Origin of the sequence: Achromobacter xylosoxidans (assembly GCF_001457475.1) — a bacterium.
Taxonomy (GTDB): domain Bacteria; phylum Pseudomonadota; class Gammaproteobacteria; order Burkholderiales; family Burkholderiaceae_B; genus Achromobacter; species Achromobacter xylosoxidans.
On the sequence record NZ_LN831029.1, the window covers coordinates 845,080 to 865,610 of the forward strand.

A 20,531-nucleotide genomic window follows, 5' to 3' on the forward strand; every position below is an offset into this window, starting at 1 on the left:
GGGTACCGCGTAACCCAGGAATGCCGCCCATGTTTCCCAACCCGCCATTGCCGCTCCTTTTTCGTGTATGAGCCGGCACGCGGGGATTCGATTGCCGGCGGAGCCGTTATTAGAAGAGGCTTATCCGGCGTGGCCAAACGATCTATTCTCATGCCTTCGATAACTCCAGCTAATCGACCATGCGACGCCTGCCTCCGTTGGGTGCGTTACGCGCTTTTGAAGCCGCTGCGCGGCACCTGAGTTTCACGCGCGCGGCAATGGAACTCTGCGTGACCCAGGCCGCCATCAGCCACCAGGTCCGACAGCTCGAACAATGGCTGGGCAGGCCGCTGTTCGAAAGGCGTGGCCATGTATTGGCACTGACCCGCAAGGGCGAGACCTACCTGGATGAGCTATCGCTCGCGTTTGATCGGATGGCGGCGGCGACCGAGCGGGTGCGGGAGCGCCGTGACGGGCCTTTGCGGATCACGGTGTTGCCATCTTTTGCGTCGCGCTGGTTGCTGCCGCGGTTGCCGGCGTTTCGCGAACGTCACCCCGAGATTGAATTCCGTGTTTCCAGTGCGACGCGATTGTGGGAGGGCAACGATGAATTCGATCTGGGGATACGGTCCGGCCTGGGGCGCTGGCCAGGTTTGAAAGCCGATTTGGTCGCACGGGAATATCTCAGTCCGGTATGTCATCCGGACCTGGCGCAAGGACCGCCTGCTTTGACCGAACCGGCCGATCTTGCGAAGGTCATGCTGCTGCATGACGAACCGCGTGCAGCCTGGCGTCTATGGTGCGAACTGGCTGGCGTGTCGCTCGATCTGGAGCAGGGAGTGCAATTCAGCGATGCCGCGCTGGTGTTGCAGGCCGCCGCCGATGGCGCAGGCGTGGCGCTGGGACGCCTGCTGCTGGCTGCCGACGATCTGCGCGCGGGCCGCCTGGTCCAGTTGTTCGACACGGTGCTGGCCAATGACTACAGCTACTGGCTGGTCTATCCGCGCGCGGCCTTGCAACGGCCGCAAGCCATGGCATTCCGGAACTGGTTGCTGCAAGAGGCGCAGCAAGCGCGTTTGCCGCCACATCCAGGGAAAGTTGCATGAGCCAGGCGTGGCGCGGCTTTGCGGCAATTCGTGCGATTGCTTGCGGAGCGTGGCGAAGTCATTGCGGGTGTGCAATGGCGCACTGATGACACGGCTCGCGCGCTGCAATTACGCATGATGATGCGTGGTGGGCGGAAAAGTTGGGGAGTTTGGCCATGTACCCATTGCGTGTATGGCACTGGCGCGGCAAAGCGGGGATGCTTGCCTGGCTGTGGCGTGGAGGTGCCACAGGAAGTCGGTTCCGCCCGGCGTTCAAGCCAGGGCGTCGCGACAGTATCGAGGCAGGGACGTACGGGGTACGCCCTTTGCCTGCTTACTTCAGATGTGCGTTGACCAGCTTGGTCAGTTCGAACATCGTGACCTGATCCTTGCCGAAGATCGGGCGCAGCTTGGCATCGGCGTTGATGTTGCGCTTGTTGCTCGCATCTTGCAGGTTGTGCTTCTTGATGTATTCCCAGATCTTCTTGGTGACCTCGGTGCGCGGCACGGCTTCCGAACCGATCACAGCAGCCAGTTCGGCGCTGGGAGTCAGGGGCTTCATGAATGCAGCGTTCGGCTTGCGCGCGGTCGCGGGTTTGGAGGTTGTGGCCATAATGCGGCGCTCCTTCTCTGGCTGTTGGAAAAATTGTCCTGCGGCCGGAGCATAACGTGTCTCTCCCGTAAAGACAAAGGCATTTATCCTCTGTAGCAACTAAAATATCCCAACCGTCCCCCTTCCCACGTCATTCTGTAACCTCCTATGTACGCACGTTCTCCTTTGGAATCAATTCGCCTGTTTCATGACGAATTGACGGCGCTGAGGCGCGACTTGCATGCCCATCCTGAATTGGGCTTCGAAGAAGTCCGGACCTCCGGGATCGTCGCGGGAGCGCTGGAAGCGCTGGGAATCGAGGTGCACCGGGGCATTGGCAAGACCGGCGTGGTGGGCGTGATCCGCGGCAGACGCTGTGATAGCGGGCGCATGATCGGCCTGCGTGCCGACATGGATGCCTTGCCGATGACCGAAGACAACGAGTTCGGCCACAAGTCGACCAAGCCGGGTCTGATGCATGGCTGTGGTCATGACGGCCACACGGCGGTCCTGATCGGCGCGGCCAAGTACCTGGCGCAGACCCGCAATTTCGATGGGACAGCCGTGCTCATCTTCCAGCCGGCCGAGGAAGGTCGAGGCGGGGCGAAAGCCATGATGGAGGACGGGTTATTCGATACCTTCCCCTGTGACGCGATCTATGCGTTGCACAATTGGCCGGGCCTGCGGCCCGGCACCATCGGCATCAATCCAGGCCCCATGATGGCGGCGGCCGACCGGTTCGAGATCCTGATCACCGGTCGCGGCGGACACGGCGCGCATCCTTATCAGACCATTGACCCGGTCACCATCGCCGGCCAGGTCATCACGGCATTGCAGACGATCGTGTCGCGCAACGTCAATCCGCTGGATTCCGCGGTGGTGTCCATCGGATCGCTGCAGGCCGGGCACCCGGGCGCGATGAGCGTGATCCCGCGCGAGGCCCGCCTGGTGGGCACGGTACGCACTTTCCGCAAGTCGGTGCAGGAGATGGTCGAGACACGCATGCGCGAGTTGGTCACGGCCATCGCCGGCGCGTTCGGCGGCACCGCCGAACTCACCTACGAACGCATCTATCCCGCCACGCTGAATACGCCGCAGCATGCCAATCTGGTCGCGGATATCGCGACCGAGATGATCGGCAAGGAAAACGTGGTGCGCGATCTGGTGCCTTCGATGGGATCGGAGGATTTTTCCTTCATGCTGCAAAGCAAGCCTGGCGCCTACTTCCGGCTGGGCCAGGGCGGAGCCGAGTCCGGCTGCGTACTGCACAACTCGCATTTCGATTTCAACGATGCCGTCATTCCCCTGGGGAGCGCGATGTTCTGCGCGCTGGCCGAACGGGGCATGCCGCTGGCAGATTAAGAAGCTTCCATATGTCTACGCAAAACACGACCCAACTGACGATTACCCGCCCCGACGACTGGCACCTGCACCTGCGCGACGGCGCGGCGCTGGAAGCGGTGGTGGCGGATACGGCGCGGCAATTCGCGCGCGCCATCATCATGCCCAACCTGAAGCCGCCGGTGACCACCACCGAGCAGGCGCTGGCCTACCGCGGCCGCATCCTGGCGGCGCTGGCCAAGGCCGGTGGCAAGGTCGACGCCTTCACGCCGCTGATGACGCTGTACCTGACGGACAATACCTCGGCTGAAGAAATCTTTCGTGCGCACGAATCGGGCCAGGTCTATGCGGTCAAGCTGTATCCGGCCGGCGCCACCACCAACTCCGACGCCGGCGTGACCGACCTGCTGGGCAAGTGCGCCAAGGCCCTGGAAGCGCTGGAAAAATGCGGCATGCCGCTGCTGGTCCATGGCGAAGTGACCGACCCGTCGATCGATGTGTTCGACCGCGAAGCGATCTTCGTCGAGCGCGTGATGAAGCCGCTGCGCCGTGCGTTCCCGGCCCTGAAGGTGGTGTTCGAACACATCACCACCAAGGAAGGCGCCGAGTACGTGCGCGATGCCGAAGGCCCGATCGCGGCCACGATCACGCCGCAGCACATGCTGTACAACCGCAACGCGATTTTCCAGGGCGGCGTGCGGCCTCATTGGTATTGCCTGCCGATCCTCAAGCGCGAAACCCATCGGCTGGCGCTGGTGGAAGCGGCGACCAGCGGCAGTCCGCGCTTCTTCCTGGGCACGGACAGCGCGCCGCATGCGCGCGGCCTGAAGGAGCATGCATGCGGCTGTGCGGGCTGCTATACCGCGCTGCACGCGATGGAACTTTACGCCACCGCGTTCGACGCCGTCGGCAAGCTCGACAAGCTGGAGGGTTTCGCCAGCTTCCATGGTCCGGATTTCTACGGCCTGCCGCGCAATACCGGAACCCTGACGCTGGTGCGCGAAAGCTTCCAGATTCCCGAAGAGCTGCCGTTCGGCAATACCGCGCTGGTGCCCTTGGCGGCGGGCGAGACGCTGACCTGGCGCGCGGCCATCTGATCGCGCCGGCCGCCGCCCTCTATATATAAGAGGGCGGCCGAGTCATCTCAGAGGGCGCCTTCGCGGCGCGCCTCGAGCAATTCCCAGCGCGCGAATCTTTCCTCGAGTTCGCTTTCCAGCTTGGACAGCTCGGCGTTGATGCGTTCGACTTCGGCGGGCGCATCGCGGTACAGGCTGCCGTCCGCCAGTTTGCCGGCCAGTTCGGCCTGCTGCGCCTCAAGTGCGGCGATGGCATCGGGCAGGCCTTCGAGTTCGCGCAATTCCCACGAATTCATCTTCGCCGCGCGCGCCGGTTTCGGCTTGGCGGCCTTGGCGCGGGCCGCGGCTTCGTCCGCCGCGCGCGCCGCCTTGGCGGCATCGTCGTCCGCGCTGGAGGCGGGCGCCGGGGCGGGGCGCTGGGCAACCCATTCGTCGTATCCGCCGACATAGTCGCGCCAGTGGCCGTTGCCTTCGTAGGCGATGGTCTGGGTGACGACGTTGTTCAGGAATGCGCGATCGTGGCTGACCAGCAGGACGGTGCCCGAATATTCCTGCAGCAGTTCCTCGAGCAGTTCCAGCGTTTCGATATCGAGGTCGTTGGTGGGCTCGTCCAGCACCAGCACGTTGGCGGGACGCGCGAACAGGCGGGCCAGCAGCAGGCGGGCGCGTTCGCCGCCTGACAGGCTGCGCACCGGAGAGCCGGCGCGGGCGGGCGAGAACAGGAAGTCGCCCAGGTAGCTCATGACGTGCTTGCGGGTGCCGCCGATCTCGACCCATTCGCTGCCCGGGCTGATGATGTCGACCAGCGTTGCGTTCTCATCGAGCTGGGCGCGCATCTGGTCGAAATAGGCCACCGACACGTTGGTGCCGGTGCGGGTCTTGCCGCTGTCGGGCTGCATTTCGCCCAGGATCAGCTTGAGCAGCGTGGTCTTGCCGGCGCCGTTGGGGCCGATGATGCCGATGCGGTCGCCGCGCAGGATGGTGGTGGAGTAGTCGTCCACCACGATCTTGTCGCCGAAGCGTTTGCCGACGTGCTCCAGTTCGGCCACCAGCTTGCCGGAGCGCTGGCCTTCGGCCAAGGCCAGCGATACGTCGCCGACGCGTTCGCGGCGCTCGGCGCGTTCCACCCGCAGGCGTTCCAGGCGCCGCACGCGGCCTTCGTTGCGGGTGCGGCGGGCTTCCACGCCCTTGCGGATCCAGACTTCTTCCTGGGCCAGCAGCTTGTCGAAGCGCGCCTGTTCGAGGCGCTCGGATTCCAGCCACTGGGCCTTGCGCTCCTGCCACTGCGAGAAGTTGCCGGGGAAGCTGAGCAGCCGGCCGCGGTCGAGTTCGACGATGCGAGTGGCCACCGAATCAAGGAAGCGGCGGTCGTGGGTGATGATGACCGCGGCGCCCTTCCAGGCGCGCAGCATTTCTTCGAGCCAGGCAATGCCGTCGAAGTCGAGGTGGTTGGTGGGCTCGTCGAGCAGCAGCAGGTCGGGCTCCTCGACCAGGGCGCGGGCCAGCGCGACGCGCTTGCGCGTACCGCCCGACAGGCCGGCGATCTGGGCGTCCGCGGGCAGGCCGAGCTTTTCCAGCATGGCGCGTACGCGCGACGGGCGTTGCCAGTCTTCGTGGTCGCCTTCGACGTTGCAGACCACGTCGAAGACAGTGGCGTTTTCGTCCAGCTCCGGCTCCTGTTCGACCGTGGCCACGCGCAGCCCCGAACTGCGGGCGATGTCGCCGTCGTCGGGAACGGTGCGGCCATCCAGCAGCCGCAGCAGCGAGGACTTGCCGGCGCCGTTGCGGCCGATGAGGCCGATGCGCTCGCCGGCCTGGATGGCGAAGTCGGCGTGGTCCAGCAGCGGATGGTGGCCATAGGCCAGCTGGATGTCGGTCAGGGTGATGAGCGTTGCGAGGGCCATGTAGTGAGGTCGTTCTTGCGGCGGATAAGCGGATCAGGCCGTATTGTCGCAGGAACCCGGGATGGTGTTCGGGGACGGAGCGGAGAGCTGTACTAGAATACGCACCGCAGGGCGGATCGGGCGATCGCGGTGGATGCAAGTCCATCGAGGAAGGTCCGGACTCCACAGGGCAGGGTAGCGGCTAACGGCCGTCCGGCCGCGTTTTCGGGCGCGGCCGAGGAATAGGGCCACAGAGACGAGTCTGCGGGGCGGGCGCGCCAGTCGCGCACAGATACGGCCATCTCCGTATCGCGCCGGCCGGCAACGGTCGGCGGCATCGCAGGGTGAAACGCGGCAACCTCTACCCGGAGCAACATCAAATAGGCATGCGTGCGGCTTTCGGGCCGCGAAGGGCGGCTCCGTCCGAGCATGCGGGTAGGTGGCTACAGCGGCTCAGCAATGATCCGCGCAGAGGAATGATCGTCCGCCAGGGAAACCTGGTGTACAGAATCCGGCCTATAGATCCGTCCTGCATTGGATTTCAACCGGCGCGCGGCGCCACGGGGCTTTTTTTTCGCCCCGACATCCGCCACCTGGCGCGCAACGCCCGCCAGTCTTCGGCAAGCGGGCTGGGTAAAACAATGCAAAGGCATTGTTAGCCGCCACTTCTTAAGAAGCACTTTTAGATAGTGACGCAACCTCCTGATTTATTGGGAGGTTTTTCTTTTTGCGTATTTACAAGTTGCTCTAAGTCCTTGTTGTGATTGAAAAAATTGCAACCGCGCGCTTGACCGCCCCATTGCCATACCGTAGAGTGGGAAATAGTAGGAAATTGTGCAATTAAGTGGGGTAAAAGTGGTGTTTCAGGGAAGCAGCGCGCTCACGCTGGATGCCAAGGGACGGATCTCGATTCCGACCCGGCATCGTGACGCGCTGATGGCGCAGGCCGAAGGCCGCCTGACCCTGACCCGCCATCCAGACGGCTGCCTGCTGGTGTACCCGCGGCCCGAGTGGGAAAAGAAGCGCGAGCAGATTGCCGCCTTTCCCATGACGGCGCGCGCGTTGCAGCGGCTGTTGCTGGGCAACGCTCAGGACGTGGAACTGGACGGCTCCGGCCGCGTCCTGATCGCGCCTGAACTGCGCAACGCTTCCGGTATGACGCGCGATGTGATGCTGCTCGGTCTGGGCGCTCATTTCGAGCTGTGGGATGCCGCTACCCTGGCGAGCCGCGAGGCTGAGGACCTGGCCAAGGGTATGCCGGATGTGTTGAATCAGTTTTCGTTCTGAAAGAGTTATGGAATTCGAACATCGGCCCGTCCTGCTGGAGCCGACGGTGGACGCGCTGTTGCTGGCCGATTTCGGCGGCAAGGGCGCGGCACGGTCGCAGCCCGGCGACGAGCCGGCTGCGGCTACGCGAGCGGAACGGGGTGTCTTCGTCGACGGCACCTTCGGTCGCGGCGGCCACAGCCGCGAGCTGCTCGGCCGCCTGGGACCGACGGCCCGCCTGGTGGTGTTCGACAAGGATCCCGAGGCGATCGCGGTGGCCAATGCGTTGGCGGCGGCGGATTCCCGGGTGACGGTGGTGCATGGCGGCTTTGCCACCATGGCCGAAGAGTTGCGGCAGCTCGGCATCGACAAGGTCGATGGCGTGATGCTGGATCTGGGCGTGTCGTCGCCTCAGATCGATGATGCCGAGCGCGGCTTCTCGTTCATGCGGGATGGCCCGCTCGACATGCGGATGGACACCACTCGTGGACCCACGGTGGCGGATTGGCTGGCGCAAGCCAGTGTGGATGAGATGCGGGAGGTCATAGCGGATTATGGCGAAGAACGGTTTGCTTTTCAGGTTGCAAAGGCGATTGCTGCTCGCCGCGCAACAAGGCCGCTGCGCACCACGCTCGAGCTTGCCGAGTGCGTCGCCAGCGCCGTCCGCACGCGCGAAAAGGGGCAGCATCCGGCCACACGCACCTTTCAAGCTCTACGGATTTACATCAATCGGGAACTCGAAGAGCTCGCGCGCACCCTCGCGTCAGCTCTAGACCTGCTCGCCCCGGGGGGGAGGTTGGCGGTGATCAGCTTTCATTCGCTTGAAGACCGCATGGTCAAGCAGTGCATCGCGGCGGCGGCTCGTCCGGCTGCCGCGCATGCGCGCCTGCCCCTGCGCGAAAGCGAAATGCCCCAACCCGTATTGCGTTCCCTGGGGCGCGTGCTGGCCGAGGACGAAGAGGTTGCGGCCAATGCGCGCGCCCGCTCGGCGGTGCTGCGCGTTGCCGAACGCACCGCCACGCCCTTGTCCGCCGAGGGCGGCATGGCCTTCGTGAAAATCGGTTCGCTGCCCGGCAGCGACCTGGCTCCGCCGCCGCGCCGCGGCGGCAAGGGAGGGCGCCGCTGATGGGTCGCGTCAACCTGATCGTTGCGGCTTTGCTGATGCTGTCGGCCATTTCCCTGGTCACCAGCCGGTATCAGTCGCGCCAGCTTTTCGTGGAGCTGGGCCGCGATCAGGCGCAGGAGCGCGATCTGGAAACCAACTGGCGGCGGTTGCAGCTGGAACGCGCCGAACTGGCGCGCAATGCCCGGGTCGACGTGATCGCCCGCGACAACCTGAAGATGATTCCCATCGTGCCTGACCGCACGCTGTATCTGAATCAGGCGCCGGTCCCGGCCAGCGGAGGTGCCCAATGAAGCGCGTTCCGTTCTTCGACAATCCGGTGCTGCGCGGGCAGCTGCCGACCTGGCGCGCGCGCCTGGTGCTGATCCTGCTGTTCGGCGGATTCACCGTGCTGGCCGGCCGCGCGCTGTTCCTGCAAGGGCTGTCCACGGAATTCCTGCAGCAGCAGGGCGAGCGCCGCTACGAGCGCACGCTGACGCTGGCCGCGACGCGCGGCAAGATCATGGATCGCAACGGCGCCGTGCTGGCTTCCAGCGTGCCGGCGCGAGCCATCTGGGCGATCCCGGAAGACCTCAAGCAGGCCACGCCCGCCCAGCTGGATACGTTGGCCAAACTGCTGGAAACCCCGGTGGCAGACCTGCGCCGCCGGGTGGAAGAAGACAAGAATTTCGTCTACCTGAAGCGTCAGGTGGCGATGGACGTGGCCGACAAGATCAAGCAGCTCGGCCTGCCGGGCGTGCACCAGCAGCCCGAGACCCGCCGCTATTACCCGGACGGCGACGTGATGGCCCACGTGGTGGGTTTCAACAGCGTCGAGGACCAGGGACAGGAAGGCGTCGAGCTGACCTTCAACCAGCAGCTGTCGGGCCGGCCGGGCAGCCGCCGCGTCATCAAGGACCGGTTGGGCCGCGTCATCGAGGACGTGCAGGCGGTGACGCTGCCGGTGGACGGCCGCGACCTGCGCCTGTCGATCGATACGCGTCTTCAGTACCTGGTGTTCAAGGAACTGAAGGACGCCATGGACAAGCACCAGGCCAAGGGCGCCACCGCCGTGGTCGTCGACGTGCATACCGGCGAGATCCTGGCGCTGGCCAACGTGCCGACCTTCGATCCGAACAAGCGCGAGACCTTTCACGGCGCCAACCTGCGCAACCAGGCCATCACCGACACGTTCGAGCCCGGCTCGATCATGAAGCCGTTCACCGCCGCGCTGGCGCTGGACCTGGGCCGCATCACCACCTCGACCCTGTTCGAGACCGGCAATGGCCGCTTCACCTACCAGGGCAGCACCATCAGCGACGTCAGCCGCAATGGCACGCTGGACGTGGCCGGCGTGCTGCGCAAGTCCAGCAACATCGGCATGACGATGATCTCCGAGAAGCTGGAATCCCGTGAAATGTGGGATCGCTTCACAGAACTGGGCCTGGGCCAGGCGCCCCAGGTGGGATTCCCCGGCGCGGCGCCCGGCCGCCTGCGTCCGTGGGATCGCTGGCGCCTGATCGAGAAGGCCACCATGGCCTACGGCTACGGCCTGTCGGTGTCGCTGCTGCAGGTGGCGCGCGCCTACACGGTGTTCGCCCGCAACGGCGACATGGTGTCGCTGACCCTGGTCAAGCGCGACAGCGATCCGACCAGCGTCAAGATCTACACGCCCAAGACCACCGCGCTGGTGCGCGGCATGCTGGAAGCGGCTGCCGGCCCGGAAGGCACCAAGGCCGCCCAGGTCCAGGGCTACCGCGTGGCTGGCAAGAGCGGCACCGCGCGCAAGATCGTCGACGGCAAGTACAGCATGCAGCGCTATCGCAGCTCGTACGTCGGCTTTGCGCCGGTGTCCGACCCCAAGATCGTGGTGGCCGTCTCGATCGACGAGCCCACGGTCGGCGGTTATTACGGCGGCGCGATCGCCGCGCCCGTGTTCTCCCATATCGTCGGTGGGAGTCTGCGGTTGATGGGGGTGCGGCCGGACGCGCCCTTCGAATCGACAATTGTTGCTGGTATCAAGGAGCCAGGCAGATGAGCGCCAAGGGCTTCCTCTCATCCCCCGCCGCCACGGTCGAACAAGCCGTGGCGTGGTTGCATTCGCGCGTGTCGTTGACCGCGCACCTGAAGCTGGACTCGCGCGAGATCGAGCCGGGCGACGTGTTCGTCGCCTGCCCGGGCTTGTCCAGCGACGGCCGTCTATATATAGAGAAGGCGCTGGCGCTGGGCGCCAGCGCGGTGCTGTTCGAAGCGCCCGCGACCGCGGCCATCGAGGCCGCGGCCGCCGCCGGCGATACGCCGATGCTGCCGGTGACCGGCCTGCGCGCCCTGCTGGGCGAGCTGGGCGACACCTGGTACGGCCGGCCGTCGTCCACGCTGGCCGTGGTGGCCGTGACCGGCACCAACGGCAAGACCTCGTCGGTGCAATGGATCGCCCACGCGCTGGGCCGCAACGACAAGCCCTGCGGCACCATCGGCACCCTGGGCGCCGTGCTGCCCGACGGGCAGACGCTGGGCGGCCATCTTACGACCCCGGATGTGCTGACCGTGCATCGCCTGCTGGCCGCCATGCGCGATGCCGGCGCCAAGGCGGTGGCGATGGAGGCATCGTCGATCGGCATCGAGCAGGGTCGCATGGACGGCGTGCGGGTGGCGCTGGCTGCCTACACCAACCTGACCCGCGATCACCTCGACTATCACGGCACCATGGAACGCTACGAGGCGGCCAAGGCCAGCCTGTTCCGCTGGCCCGGCCTGAGCGCTGCGGTGGTCAATGCCGATGACGAAGCCGGGCGCCGCCTGATCGCTTCGCTGCCGGCGGACCTGTCGGTGATGGGCTACAGCCTGAGCGCGGATCCCGCGATTCCCGCGGCGATGCGCGCGCGCGACTTGCAGGCCACCGCGCAAGGCCAGATCTTCACGCTGGTGTCGCCGCATGGCGAGGCCCAGATCGTGACGCGCCTGCTGGGGGCGCACAACGTCTCCAACCTGTTGCTGGTGGCGGGCGTGCTGTACAAACTGGGCCTGCCGTTCGCGCAGATCGCGCGCGAACTGGCCGCGACCGATCCGGTCGACGGCCGCCTGCAGACCGTGGAGCCGGTTGCCGCCAGCACGCAGGCCCATGCGGGCCGGGGCGCGCTGGTGGTGGTGGACTACTCCCATACCCCCGATTCGCTGGCGCGCGCGCTGATGGCATTGCGCCCCGTGGCCCACGCGCGGGCGGGCCGCCTGGTGTGCGTGTTCGGTTGCGGCGGTGATCGCGATGCCGGCAAGCGCCCGGAGATGGGCCGCATCGCCGCCGAATTGGCGGATCACGTGGTGGTGTCCAACGACAACCCGCGCAGCGAGTCGCCCGACGCCATCGTGGCGCAGATCCTGGCCGGCATTCCGGCGTCGGTGGCGGTCGAAGTGCAGGTCGACCGCGCCCGCGCCATCATGCAGGCCATCTGGGCCAGCGCGCCCGAGGACGTGGTGCTGCTGGCAGGCAAGGGCCACGAGACCTATCAGGAAATCGCCGGCGAGAAGCTGCCCTTCGACGATCGCGAGTGGGCGCGCCTGGCGCTGCTGCTGCCGCTGGTCAAGGGCGTTTCCACGGATACGCGACGCATTGGCGCCGGCGAGTTGTTCGTGGCGCTGGTGGGCGAGAACTTCGACGCGCACAACTATCTGGACCAGGCCGCAGAGCGCGGCGCTTGCGCCGCGGTGGTGGCGCACGCGGTGCCGGAATCGAGCCTGCCGCAGCTGGTGCTGGGCGATACGCGCGTGGCGCTGATGCGCATCGGCGCGGCCTGGCGCGCCCGTTTCAAGCTGCCGGTGGTGGCGGTGACGGGCAGCAACGGCAAGACCACCACCAAGGAAATGATCTCGGCCATGTTGGCCGGCTGGCGCGGCGAGGCCGGCCGCCTGGCCACGGCCGGCAACCTGAACAACGACATCGGCGTGCCGTTGACCGTGCTGCGCCTGCGCCCGGAACATCGCGCCGCCGTTTTCGAGCTGGGCATGAATCATCCGGGCGAGATCGCCCAATTGGCGGCCATCGCGGCGCCGAGCGTGGCGCTGGTGACCAATGCCCAGCGCGAGCACCAGGAGTTCATGCATACCGTGGAAGCGGTGGCGCTGGAAAATGGCGCCGCCATCGCGGCGCTGCCGGCGGACGGCGTGGCGGTCTATCCGGGCGACGAGCCTTACGCGGCCATCTGGGACAGGCTGGCCGCGCCGCGCCGCGCGCTGCGTTTCGGCCTGCAGCCCGGCCTGGATGTCTACGCCGAGCAGATCCTGGCGGACGTCGATTCGACGCGCTGCCGCGTGGTGACGCCGGTGGGCAGCGCCGACCTGACGCTGCCGGTGCCCGGCGTGCATAACCTGCGCAATGCGCTGGCGGCGATCGCCAGTGCCATCGCCGCGGGGGCGCCGTTGGACGTGGCGGTACGGGCGCTGGCCGGTTTCAGCCCCGTGGCGGGCCGCATGCAATACAAGAAATTGAGTGACGGAACGTTGCTCATCGATGACACCTACAATGCCAACCCCGACTCGGTTCGCGCGGCCATCGACGTGCTGGCACGTATCGCCGGAACCCGCGTCCTGGTACTGGGCGACATGGGCGAGGTCGGGGACAACGGCCCCGCCATGCATGAAGAGGTGGGCAATTACGCGCGCGAGCTTGGCCTCGACGCGCTCATCACGCTAGGCGATGCCAGCCGGGCGGCCGCGGCCGCGTTCGGCACGGGCGCGCACGCCTGCGCATCGGTAGACGAAGTCGTTGCCGCATTGCGCGGCCTGCGCGCGTCCTGCGTATTGATAAAGGGATCGCGCTTTATGCGCATGGAGCGGGTAGTGACGGCTTTTATTTCGAATGACGGACAGGCGTCCAAGGGGCAGGGGGACAACCATGCTGCTTGAGATCGCCCGCCTGCTTTCCGATGATGTGCGCGCCTTGGGCGTGTTCGAGTACATCACGCTGCGCGCGGTGCTGGCGTGCGCCACCGCGCTGCTGATCGGCCTGGTGGCCGGCCCGCGCGTGATCCGCAAGCTGACCGAGATGAAGATCGGCCAGGCCGTGCGTTCGTATGGCCCGGAAAGCCACCTGGTCAAGACCGGCACCCCGACCATGGGCGGCGTGCTGATCCTGATTTCCATCGCCATCAGCACGCTGCTCTGGGCCGACTGGACCAACCGCTTCGTCTGGGTGGTGCTGCTGGTGACGTTCGGCTTTGGCTGGATCGGCTGGATGGACGATTACCGCAAGGTGGTCTATCGCGATCCGGAAGGCATGCCGGCGCGCCAGAAGTTCTTCTGGCAGGCGTCCATCGGCCTGGTGGCCGCGGTCTATCTGGCGTTCGCCGTGTCGGCGCCCGCCAACACCGAGCTGTGGCCGCTGTTCAAGGCCTGGGTGGGCAGCGGCTTCACGATGTCGCTGCCGACGCGCGCCGACCTGATCGTGCCGTTCTTCAAGACCGTCAGCTACCCGCTGGGCGTGCTTGGTTTCGTGGCGTTGACGTGGGCCGTGATCGTCGGCACCAGCAACGCCGTCAACCTGACCGACGGCCTGGATGGCCTGGCGATCATGCCCACCGTGATGGTCGGCAGCGCGCTCGGCATCTTTGCCTACGTGGTCGGCCGTGTCGACTATTCGAAGTACCTGCTGTTCCCGTACATCCCCGGGGCATCGGAATTGATGGTGCTGTGCGCGGCGATCGGCGGCGCGGGGCTGGCATTTTTGTGGTTCAACGCGTATCCGGCGCAGGTCTTCATGGGTGACGTCGGCGCGCTGGCGCTGGGTGGCGCGCTGGGCACCATCGCGGTCATCGTGCGCCAGGAGATCGTGCTGTTCATCATGGGCGGCGTGTTCGTGGTCGAGACCCTGTCGGTGATGATCCAGGTGACGTGGTTCAAGTACACCAAGCGACGTTATGGAACAGGTAGACGCATATTCCGCATGGCTCCGCTGCATCATCACTTCGAAGTTGGCGGCTGGAAGGAAACCCAGGTGGTCGTGCGTTTCTGGATCATCAGCATGATGCTGGTGCTGATTGGCCTCTCTACCCTGAAGTTGCGATGAACACGATGGAAACCTCCCGCGCCGATGCGCCGCTCGTCCTGATCCTCGGATTGGGCGAGTCGGGCGTGGCCGCCGCACGCTGGAGCGCCCGCCAGGGCGCCCGCCTGCGCGTGGCCGACACGCGCGCGGAGCCGGGTGGGCTGTCCGCATTGCGTGACGCGCTGGCGCAGGCCGAGGTCGAATACCGCCTGGGTTGCGATACGTCTTTCGATGTCGCGTTGCTGGAAGGCGTGAGCCAGGTCGTCGTCAGCCCGGGCCTCGCTCCGGACGGCGCGCCGGCCGGCGACCTGCTGCGCGAGGCCAAGGCCCGTGGCATCGAGGTCATCGGCGAGATCGAGTTGTTTGCGCGGGCGCTGGCCGAACTGGCCGAGACCCGCGAGTACCGCCCGCGCGTGCTGGCCGTGACCGGCACCAATGGCAAGACCACCGTCACCGCGCTGACGCGCGACCTGGTGGCAGCCAGCGGCCTGTCGGTGCTGGCCGCCGGCAACATCAGCCCGGCCGCGCTGACCGCCTTGATGCAGGCGCTGGATGCCGACGACCTGCCGCAGGTGTGGGTGCTGGAACTGTCGAGCTTCCAGCTCGAGACCACGCACACGCTGATGGCCGACGCGGCCGTCGTGCTCAACGTGACGCAGGATCACCTGGACTGGCACGGCGGCATGGACGCCTACGCGCGGACCAAGGCGCGCCTGCTGAAGATGACGCGCATCGCCATCGTCAACCGCGACGATCCGTACACCGTCGACATGGTGCCGTCGCTGGGCGCCATGCCGGTGCGCAGCTTTGGCCGCGAGGTGCCTGAGCTGGTCGGCGACATGGGGCTGGAATTGGGCCAGGGCGTGGCCTGGCTGGTGGCGGCCGAGCCGCTCGATTTCGACGAACCGGTGGCGCCGGTGCGCCGCAAGAAGGACGCGCCGGAGCCGACCCGCGCCAAGGGCCGCATGAGCCGCCTGATGCCGGTCGATGCCTTGCGCATCCGCGGCATCCACAATGCCTTGAACGCGCTGGCCGCATTGCAGCTGGCGCGCTGCCTCGACCTCGGTTGGGGCCCCATGCTGCGCGCCCTGCGCGAATACGCGGGCGAGCCGCATCGCGCCGCCTTCGTGCGCAGTATCGGCGGCGTGGACTACATCAACGACAGCAAGGGCACCAACGTCGGCGCCACCGTGGCCGCGCTCGAAGGCATGGGCCAGCCGGTGGTGCTTATCGCCGGCGGCCAGGGCAAGGGCCAGGATTTTTCGCCGCTGATCCCCGTCGTGTCGCGCCATGCGCGCGCCGTGCTGCTGATCGGCCAGGATGGCCCCGAGATCGGCCGCGTGCTGGCCGCCACCGGCGTCGACTGCATCGCCGTGGAATCGCTGCGCGACGCCGTGCGCCGCGCCGCCGAACTGGCCCAGGCCGGCGACGTGGTGCTGCTCTCGCCCGCCTGCGCCAGCCTGGACATGTTCCGCAATTACCCGCACCGCGGGCAAGTGTTCGTGGAAGAGGTCGAAGACCTGGCCCGCGACCGGGGAGAGGTGGCATGAGCCTGATCGCCGATCTCACCGCCAGCGTCAATGCCGTACGGCCCGGCCGTACCCGCATGCGCAATTTCGACATGCCGCTCGCGATTGCGGCGTCGACCTTGCTGCTGCTCGGCCTGCTGATGGTGTATTCGGCATCGATCGCGCTGGCCGACGGTCCGCGCTATGCCTCCTATGGCCGCTACTACTTCGTGATCCGCCACGGCCTGTTCATCAGCGCCGGCCTGGTGGCGGCCGCGGTTGTGCTGGCGGTGCCGATCCGTGTCTGGCAGCGCCTGGCGGTGCCGCTGTTCGTGGTGGCGATGGTGCTGCTGGTGGCCGTGCTGATTCCGGGCATCGGCCGCGAGGTCAACGGCGCGCATCGCTGGATCCCGCTGGGTCCGCTGAATTTCCAGCCGTCGGAACTGATGAAGCTGGCCGCGCTGCTCTATGCCGCCGACTACACCGTGCGCAAGCAGGAACACATGCAGGCCTTCGCCCGCGGCTTCCTGCCGATGGCGTTCGCGCTGGCCGGCGTCGGCATGCTGCTGCTGCTCGAGCCCGACCTGGGCGCATTCATGGTGATCGTGGCGATCGCCATCGGCATCCTGTTCCTGGGTGGTATCAACGGCAAGTATTTCAGCAGCCTGCTGGCGGTGCTGGTGGGCACTTTCCTGATGCTGATCTGGCTGTCGCCGTGGCGCCGCGCGCGCCTGTTCGCCTATCTGGATCCCTGGAACGAAGACAACGCCTACGGCAGCGCCTACCAGCTGTCGCATTCGCTCATCGCCCTGGGGCGCGGGGAGTGGCTGGGCGTGGGCCTGGGCGCCAGCGTCGAGAAATTGCACTACCTGCCGGAAGCCCATACCGACTTCCTGATGGCGGTGGTGGGCGAGGAACTCGGCTTCGCCGGCGTGATGCTGGTGATCTCGCTGTTCGCCATCATCGTCTACCGCGGCTTCGACATCGGCCGCCAGGCCATCGCCATGGAACGCACTTTCGCGGGCCTGGTGGCGCATGGCGTGGCGATGTGGTTCGGCGTGCAGGCCTTCATCAACATGGGCGTGTGCCTGGGGCTGCTGCCAACCAAGGGCCTGACGTTGCCGCTGATGAGCTATGGCGGTTCGGGCGTGGTGATGAACCTGTGCGCCCTGGCCATGCTGATACGGGTGGATGTGGAAAACCGCATCATGATGCGCGGGGGACGGGTATGACCGCGTCGTCGCGCACCATCCTCATCATGGCCGGCGGCACCGGCGGCCACATCATGCCCGGCCTGGCCGTGGCCGATGTGCTGCGCCAGCGCGGCTGGCGCGTGCTGTGGCTGGGCAATCCCGACAAGATGGAAGGCAAGCTGGTGCCGCCGCGCGGCATCGAGCTGGTGCCGCTGCGTTTCGCCGGCGTGCGCGGCAAGGGCGCGGCTGCACTGCTGAAGCTGCCGTTCCTGCTGGTGCGCGCCTTTGCGCAGGCCTGGTCGCGGTTGTCGGCGGTGCGGCCGGACGTAGTGCTGGGCATGGGCGGCTATGTCGCCTTTCCCGGCGGCGTCATCGCGGCGCTACGCGGCACGCCGCTGGTGGTGCACGAACAGAACGCCGTGGCCGGCACCGCCAACAAGTGGCTGGCGCGCATGGCCCGTCGCGTCTTGAGTGGTTTTCCCGGCGTGCTGCCCAAGGGCGAGGCCATGGGTAACCCGGTGCGCGCCGACCTGTGCGCCTTGCCCGATCCGGCGCGGCGCTACGCCGGCCGCGACGGCCCGCTGCGGCTGTTGGTGGTGGGCGGCAGCCTGGGCGCCCAGGCGCTGAACACCGCCGTGCCGCAGGCGCTGGCGCGGCTGCCGCAGGAGCGTCGTCCGGTGGTGGTGCACCAGGCCGGCGAACAACATCTGCCGGCGCTGCAGCAGGCCTACGCCCAGGCGGGTGTGGCGGCCGACTGCCGCGCCTTCATCGACGACATGGCCGGCGCCATGGGCGACGCCGACCTGCTGATCTGCCGCGCGGGCGCCATGACGGTGTCCGAAGTGGCCGCGGCGGGCGTGGCGGCGCTGTTCGTGCCGTTCCCCCATGCCATCGACGATCACCAGACCGCCAACGCGCGCTTCCTGAGCGACGCGCAGGCCGCCTGGCTGCAGCCGCAGAGCGCCTTGAGCCCCGAGTGGCTGGCGGACTGGCTGGGCCAGCGCAATCGACAAGAACTGCAAGCCGTCGCAGAACGGGCCCGCGCGCATGCGCACCCGCAAGCGGCGGCGCATATCGCCGACGTCTGTGAACAAGCAGCGGGGCGTTCATCATGAAACACAGAATCCAACATATCCATTTCGTAGGCATCGGCGGCTCCGGCATGAGCGGCATTGCCGAGGTATTGCTCAACCTGGGCTACACCGTCAGCGGCTCCGACCTGAACGAGTCGGCCGTGACGCGTCGCCTGGCCGCGCTGGGCGTGAACATCGCCATCGGCCACGTCGCCAGCAATGTCACCGGCGCCGACGCCATCGTCACGTCGACCGCGGTGGCGGGCGACAACCCCGAGGTCATCGCGGCCCGCGCCGCGCGCATTCCGGTGGTGCCGCGCGCCATCATGCTGGCCGAGCTGATGCGCCTGAAGCGCGGCATCGCGGTGGCGGGCACGCACGGCAAGACCACCACCACCAGCCTGGTGGCCAGCATCCTGGCCGCCGGCGACCTGGACCCGACCTTCGTGATCGGCGGGCGCCTGAATTCCGCCGGCGCCAATGCGCGGCTGGGACAGGGCGACTACATCGTGGTCGAGGCCGACGAATCCGACGCCTCGTTCCTGAACCTGCTGCCGGTGATGGCCATCGTGACCAACATCGACGCGGATCACATGGACACCTATGGCCACGACGTGGCCCGCCTCAAGAGCGCGTTCATCGAATTCACCCAGCGCCTGCCGTTCTACGGCAGCGCGGTGCTGTGCACCGATGACGCCAACGTGCGCGAGATCATGCCGTTCGTGTCGCGCCCCATTACCTCGTATGGCCTGAACGAAGACGCGATGGTGCGCGGCTACGAAGTGCAGGCGGACGGCACGCGCATGCGCTTCAACGTGCAGCGCAGCCACCGCGACACGCTGCTGCCGCCGCTGCAGGTGGAGCTGAACCTGCCGGGCCTGCACAACGTGCGCAACGCGCTGGCGGCGATCGCCGTGGCGACCGAGCTGGGCGTGTCCGATGAAGCCATTCGCGACGCGCTGGCGTCGTTCAAGGGCGTGGGCCGCCGCTTTACGCAGACGGGCGAATTCCCGGTGCCGGCCGCGCATGGCGGCGGCACCTTCACGGTGATCGACGACTACGGCCACCATCCGGTGGAAATGGCCGCCACGCTGGCCGCGGCCCGCGGCGCCTGGCCCGACCGCCGCATCGTGCTGGCGTTCCAGCCGCACCGCTACACGCGTACCCGCGACTGCTTCGAGGATTTCGTGCGCGTGCTGGGCACGGCCGACGCGGTGCTGCTGACCGAGGTCTATGCCGCCGGCGAGCCGCCGCTGGTGGCCGCCGACGGCCGCGCCCTGTCGCGCGCCCTGCGCGTGGCCGGCAAGGTCGAGCCGGTGTTCGTCGAGGACGTGGCCGACCTGCCGCAGGCGGTGGTCGATTTCGTGCGCGATGGCGACGTGGTGATCGTCATGGGGGCGGGCTCGATCAGCAAGGTCCCGGCCCAAGTTGGAGAATTGGCATGAGCGCGAAATTCGGCAAAGTAGGTGTGTTGTACGGCGGCCGTTCCGCCGAACGCGAGGTGTCGCTGATGTCCGGGGCCGGCGTGCACCAGGCGCTGCTGAGCGCCGGCGTCGACGCGCACCTGTTCGACACCGGTGAACGCAGCCTGGCTGAATTGGCCGCCGAGGGCTTTGAGCGCGTGTTCATCGCGCTGCATGGCCGCTTCGGCGAGGACGGCTCGATCCAGGGCGCGCTGGAACTGCTGGGCATCCCCTATACCGGCAGCGGCCCGCTGGCCTCGGCCCTGGCCATGGACAAGACCATGACCAAGCGCGTGTGGCTGCAGCATGGCCTGCCCACGCCGGAATTCGAGTTGCTGGATGCCGACACCGAACTGCGCCTGGTGCCGGACCGCCTGAGCCTGCCGCTGATCATCAAGCCGCCGCACGAAGGTTCGACCGTGGGCATCACCAAGGTGGTGGGCTATTCCGACATGAAGGAAGCCTATGCCCTGGCTGCCAAGTTCGACGCCGAGGTGCTGGCCGAGCAGTTCATCCAGGGCCGCGAGCTGACCGTGGCGATCCTGGGCGGCGGCAAGAGCGCGCGCGCGCTGCCGGTGATCGAGATCGCCGCGCCCGGCGGCAACTACGACTACGAACACAAGTACTTCTCCGACGACACGCAGTACTTCTGCCCGGCGGCGCTGCCGCCTGCCGTTGCCGAGGAGGTCGCCGACATCGCGGTGCGCGCCTATCGCGCGCTGGGCTGCGAAGGCTGGGGTCGCGCCGACTTCATGCTGGACGCCGACAACCGCCCCTGGCTGCTTGAAATGAATACCTCGCCCGGCATGACCAGCCATTCGCTGGTGCCGATGGCGGCCCGCGCCACCGGCATGAGCTATGCCGAGCTGTGCGTGACGATCCTGGCCGACGCCTCGTGCAAGTTGCACAGCGCCGCTCGCAATACTTGACCCG

The 20,531-nt window shown here is 66.9% G+C and carries 16 protein-coding genes and 1 other RNA gene; 15 read left to right on the plus strand and 2 right to left on the minus strand.

Annotated features, from left to right (window positions below):
• The first annotated feature begins 179 nt into the window (after positions 1-179).
• Positions 180-1,085, plus strand: coding sequence for a transcriptional regulator GcvA (gene gcvA / locus AT699_RS03950; protein ID WP_006388769.1), 906 nt, complete (start codon positions 180-182; stop codon positions 1,083-1,085).
• Between the two features lie 313 nt (positions 1,086-1,398).
• On the opposite strand, the gene AT699_RS03955 is transcribed toward gcvA, so the two are convergent.
• Complete coding sequence (locus AT699_RS03955) at positions 1,399-1,677, minus strand: SWIB/MDM2 domain-containing protein (protein ID WP_006217453.1); 279 nt, start codon at positions 1,675-1,677, stop codon at positions 1,399-1,401.
• A gap of 147 nt (positions 1,678-1,824) precedes the next feature.
• Between AT699_RS03955 and AT699_RS03960 the strand changes: the two genes are divergently transcribed.
• Positions 1,825-3,018 (plus strand): M20 aminoacylase family protein, encoded by a 1,194-nt coding sequence (locus tag AT699_RS03960; protein ID WP_006388770.1) that lies wholly within the window; start codon positions 1,825-1,827, stop codon positions 3,016-3,018.
• Between the two features lie 11 nt (positions 3,019-3,029).
• Positions 3,030-4,094, plus strand: coding sequence for a dihydroorotase (pyrC, locus tag AT699_RS03965; protein ID WP_006388771.1), 1,065 nt, complete (start codon positions 3,030-3,032; stop codon positions 4,092-4,094).
• Between the two features lie 47 nt (positions 4,095-4,141).
• On the opposite strand, the gene AT699_RS03970 is transcribed toward pyrC, so the two are convergent.
• Entirely contained in the window at positions 4,142-5,977 is a 1,836-nt protein-coding gene (locus tag AT699_RS03970; protein ID WP_006388772.1) for an ATP-binding cassette domain-containing protein, read from the minus strand.
• A gap of 108 nt (positions 5,978-6,085) precedes the next feature.
• On the opposite strand from AT699_RS03970, the gene rnpB reads away from it, so the two are divergent.
• From rnpB to AT699_RS04025, 12 genes are all read left to right on the plus strand, one after another.
• Positions 6,086-6,491: RNase P RNA component class A (rnpB, locus tag AT699_RS30760), an RNA gene on the plus strand.
• Positions 6,492-6,814: 323 nt separating this feature from the next.
• Complete coding sequence (gene mraZ / locus AT699_RS03975; protein ID WP_006392946.1) at positions 6,815-7,243, plus strand: division/cell wall cluster transcriptional repressor MraZ; 429 nt, start codon at positions 6,815-6,817, stop codon at positions 7,241-7,243.
• A gap of 7 nt (positions 7,244-7,250) precedes the next feature.
• Positions 7,251-8,348, plus strand: a complete 1,098-nt coding sequence (rsmH, locus tag AT699_RS03980) for a 16S rRNA (cytosine(1402)-N(4))-methyltransferase RsmH (protein ID WP_006388775.1) — start codon at positions 7,251-7,253, stop codon at positions 8,346-8,348.
• A complete protein-coding gene (gene ftsL, locus AT699_RS03985) occupies positions 8,348-8,638 on the plus strand; it encodes a cell division protein FtsL (protein WP_006388776.1) in 291 nt (96 codons plus the stop codon). The genes rsmH and ftsL overlap by 1 nt, the downstream gene beginning before the upstream one ends.
• Positions 8,635-10,362 (plus strand): peptidoglycan D,D-transpeptidase FtsI family protein, encoded by a 1,728-nt coding sequence (locus tag AT699_RS03990; RefSeq protein ID WP_006388777.1) that lies wholly within the window; start codon positions 8,635-8,637, stop codon positions 10,360-10,362. The genes ftsL and AT699_RS03990 overlap by 4 nt, the downstream gene beginning before the upstream one ends.
• The gene (gene murF / locus AT699_RS03995; RefSeq protein ID WP_024067746.1) at positions 10,359-13,223 is read left to right on the plus strand and encodes a bifunctional UDP-N-acetylmuramoyl-L-alanyl-D-glutamate--2,6-diaminopimelate ligase MurE/UDP-N-acetylmuramoyl-tripeptide--D-alanyl-D-alanine ligase MurF; all 2,865 of its coding nucleotides are present in this window, start codon (positions 10,359-10,361) and stop codon (positions 13,221-13,223) included. The genes AT699_RS03990 and murF overlap by 4 nt, the downstream gene beginning before the upstream one ends.
• Positions 13,213-14,382 carry a phospho-N-acetylmuramoyl-pentapeptide-transferase gene (gene mraY, locus AT699_RS04000; protein ID WP_006388779.1) on the plus strand — a complete coding sequence of 390 codons (1,170 nt, stop codon included), beginning with the start codon at positions 13,213-13,215 and terminating at the stop codon, positions 14,380-14,382. Before murF ends, mraY begins: the two co-directional genes overlap by 11 nt.
• Complete coding sequence (gene murD / locus AT699_RS04005) at positions 14,379-15,911, plus strand: UDP-N-acetylmuramoyl-L-alanine--D-glutamate ligase (protein ID WP_024067747.1); 1,533 nt, start codon at positions 14,379-14,381, stop codon at positions 15,909-15,911. The genes mraY and murD overlap by 4 nt, the downstream gene beginning before the upstream one ends.
• Positions 15,908-17,101, plus strand: coding sequence for a putative lipid II flippase FtsW (gene ftsW / locus AT699_RS04010; RefSeq protein WP_006388781.1), 1,194 nt, complete (start codon positions 15,908-15,910; stop codon positions 17,099-17,101). The genes murD and ftsW overlap by 4 nt, the downstream gene beginning before the upstream one ends.
• Entirely contained in the window at positions 17,098-18,177 is a 1,080-nt protein-coding gene (murG, locus tag AT699_RS04015; protein WP_024067748.1) for an undecaprenyldiphospho-muramoylpentapeptide beta-N-acetylglucosaminyltransferase, read from the plus strand. Before ftsW ends, murG begins: the two co-directional genes overlap by 4 nt.
• A complete protein-coding gene (murC, locus tag AT699_RS04020; protein ID WP_024067749.1) occupies positions 18,174-19,580 on the plus strand; it encodes a UDP-N-acetylmuramate--L-alanine ligase in 1,407 nt (468 codons plus the stop codon). Before murG ends, murC begins: the two co-directional genes overlap by 4 nt.
• The gene (locus AT699_RS04025; protein WP_024067750.1) at positions 19,577-20,527 is read left to right on the plus strand and encodes a D-alanine--D-alanine ligase; all 951 of its coding nucleotides are present in this window, start codon (positions 19,577-19,579) and stop codon (positions 20,525-20,527) included. Before murC ends, AT699_RS04025 begins: the two co-directional genes overlap by 4 nt.
• Positions 20,528-20,531: the final 4 nt, after the last annotated feature.

What these genes read in the sequence shown, in the direction of transcription:
- gcvA (WP_006388769.1), top strand. Translation starts at nt 180, where the DNA reads ATGCGACGCCTGCCTCCGTTGGGTGCGTTACGCGCTTTTGAAGCCGCT.
- AT699_RS03955 (WP_006217453.1), bottom strand. Translation starts at nt 1,677, where the DNA reads ATGGCCACAACCTCCAAACCCGCGACCGCGCGCAAGCCGAACGCTGCA.
- AT699_RS03960 (WP_006388770.1), top strand. Translation starts at nt 1,825, where the DNA reads ATGTACGCACGTTCTCCTTTGGAATCAATTCGCCTGTTTCATGACGAA.
- pyrC (WP_006388771.1), top strand. Translation starts at nt 3,030, where the DNA reads ATGTCTACGCAAAACACGACCCAACTGACGATTACCCGCCCCGACGAC.
- AT699_RS03970 (WP_006388772.1), bottom strand. Translation starts at nt 5,977, where the DNA reads ATGGCCCTCGCAACGCTCATCACCCTGACCGACATCCAGCTGGCCTAT.
- rsmH (WP_006388775.1), top strand. Translation starts at nt 7,251, where the DNA reads ATGGAATTCGAACATCGGCCCGTCCTGCTGGAGCCGACGGTGGACGCG.
- ftsL (WP_006388776.1), top strand. Translation starts at nt 8,348, where the DNA reads ATGGGTCGCGTCAACCTGATCGTTGCGGCTTTGCTGATGCTGTCGGCC.
- AT699_RS03990 (WP_006388777.1), top strand. Translation starts at nt 8,635, where the DNA reads ATGAAGCGCGTTCCGTTCTTCGACAATCCGGTGCTGCGCGGGCAGCTG.
- murF (WP_024067746.1), top strand. Translation starts at nt 10,359, where the DNA reads ATGAGCGCCAAGGGCTTCCTCTCATCCCCCGCCGCCACGGTCGAACAA.
- mraY (WP_006388779.1), top strand. Translation starts at nt 13,213, where the DNA reads ATGCTGCTTGAGATCGCCCGCCTGCTTTCCGATGATGTGCGCGCCTTG.
- murD (WP_024067747.1), top strand. Translation starts at nt 14,379, where the DNA reads ATGAACACGATGGAAACCTCCCGCGCCGATGCGCCGCTCGTCCTGATC.
- ftsW (WP_006388781.1), top strand. Translation starts at nt 15,908, where the DNA reads ATGAGCCTGATCGCCGATCTCACCGCCAGCGTCAATGCCGTACGGCCC.
- murG (WP_024067748.1), top strand. Translation starts at nt 17,098, where the DNA reads ATGACCGCGTCGTCGCGCACCATCCTCATCATGGCCGGCGGCACCGGC.
- murC (WP_024067749.1), top strand. Translation starts at nt 18,174, where the DNA reads ATGAAACACAGAATCCAACATATCCATTTCGTAGGCATCGGCGGCTCC.
- AT699_RS04025 (WP_024067750.1), top strand. Translation starts at nt 19,577, where the DNA reads ATGAGCGCGAAATTCGGCAAAGTAGGTGTGTTGTACGGCGGCCGTTCC.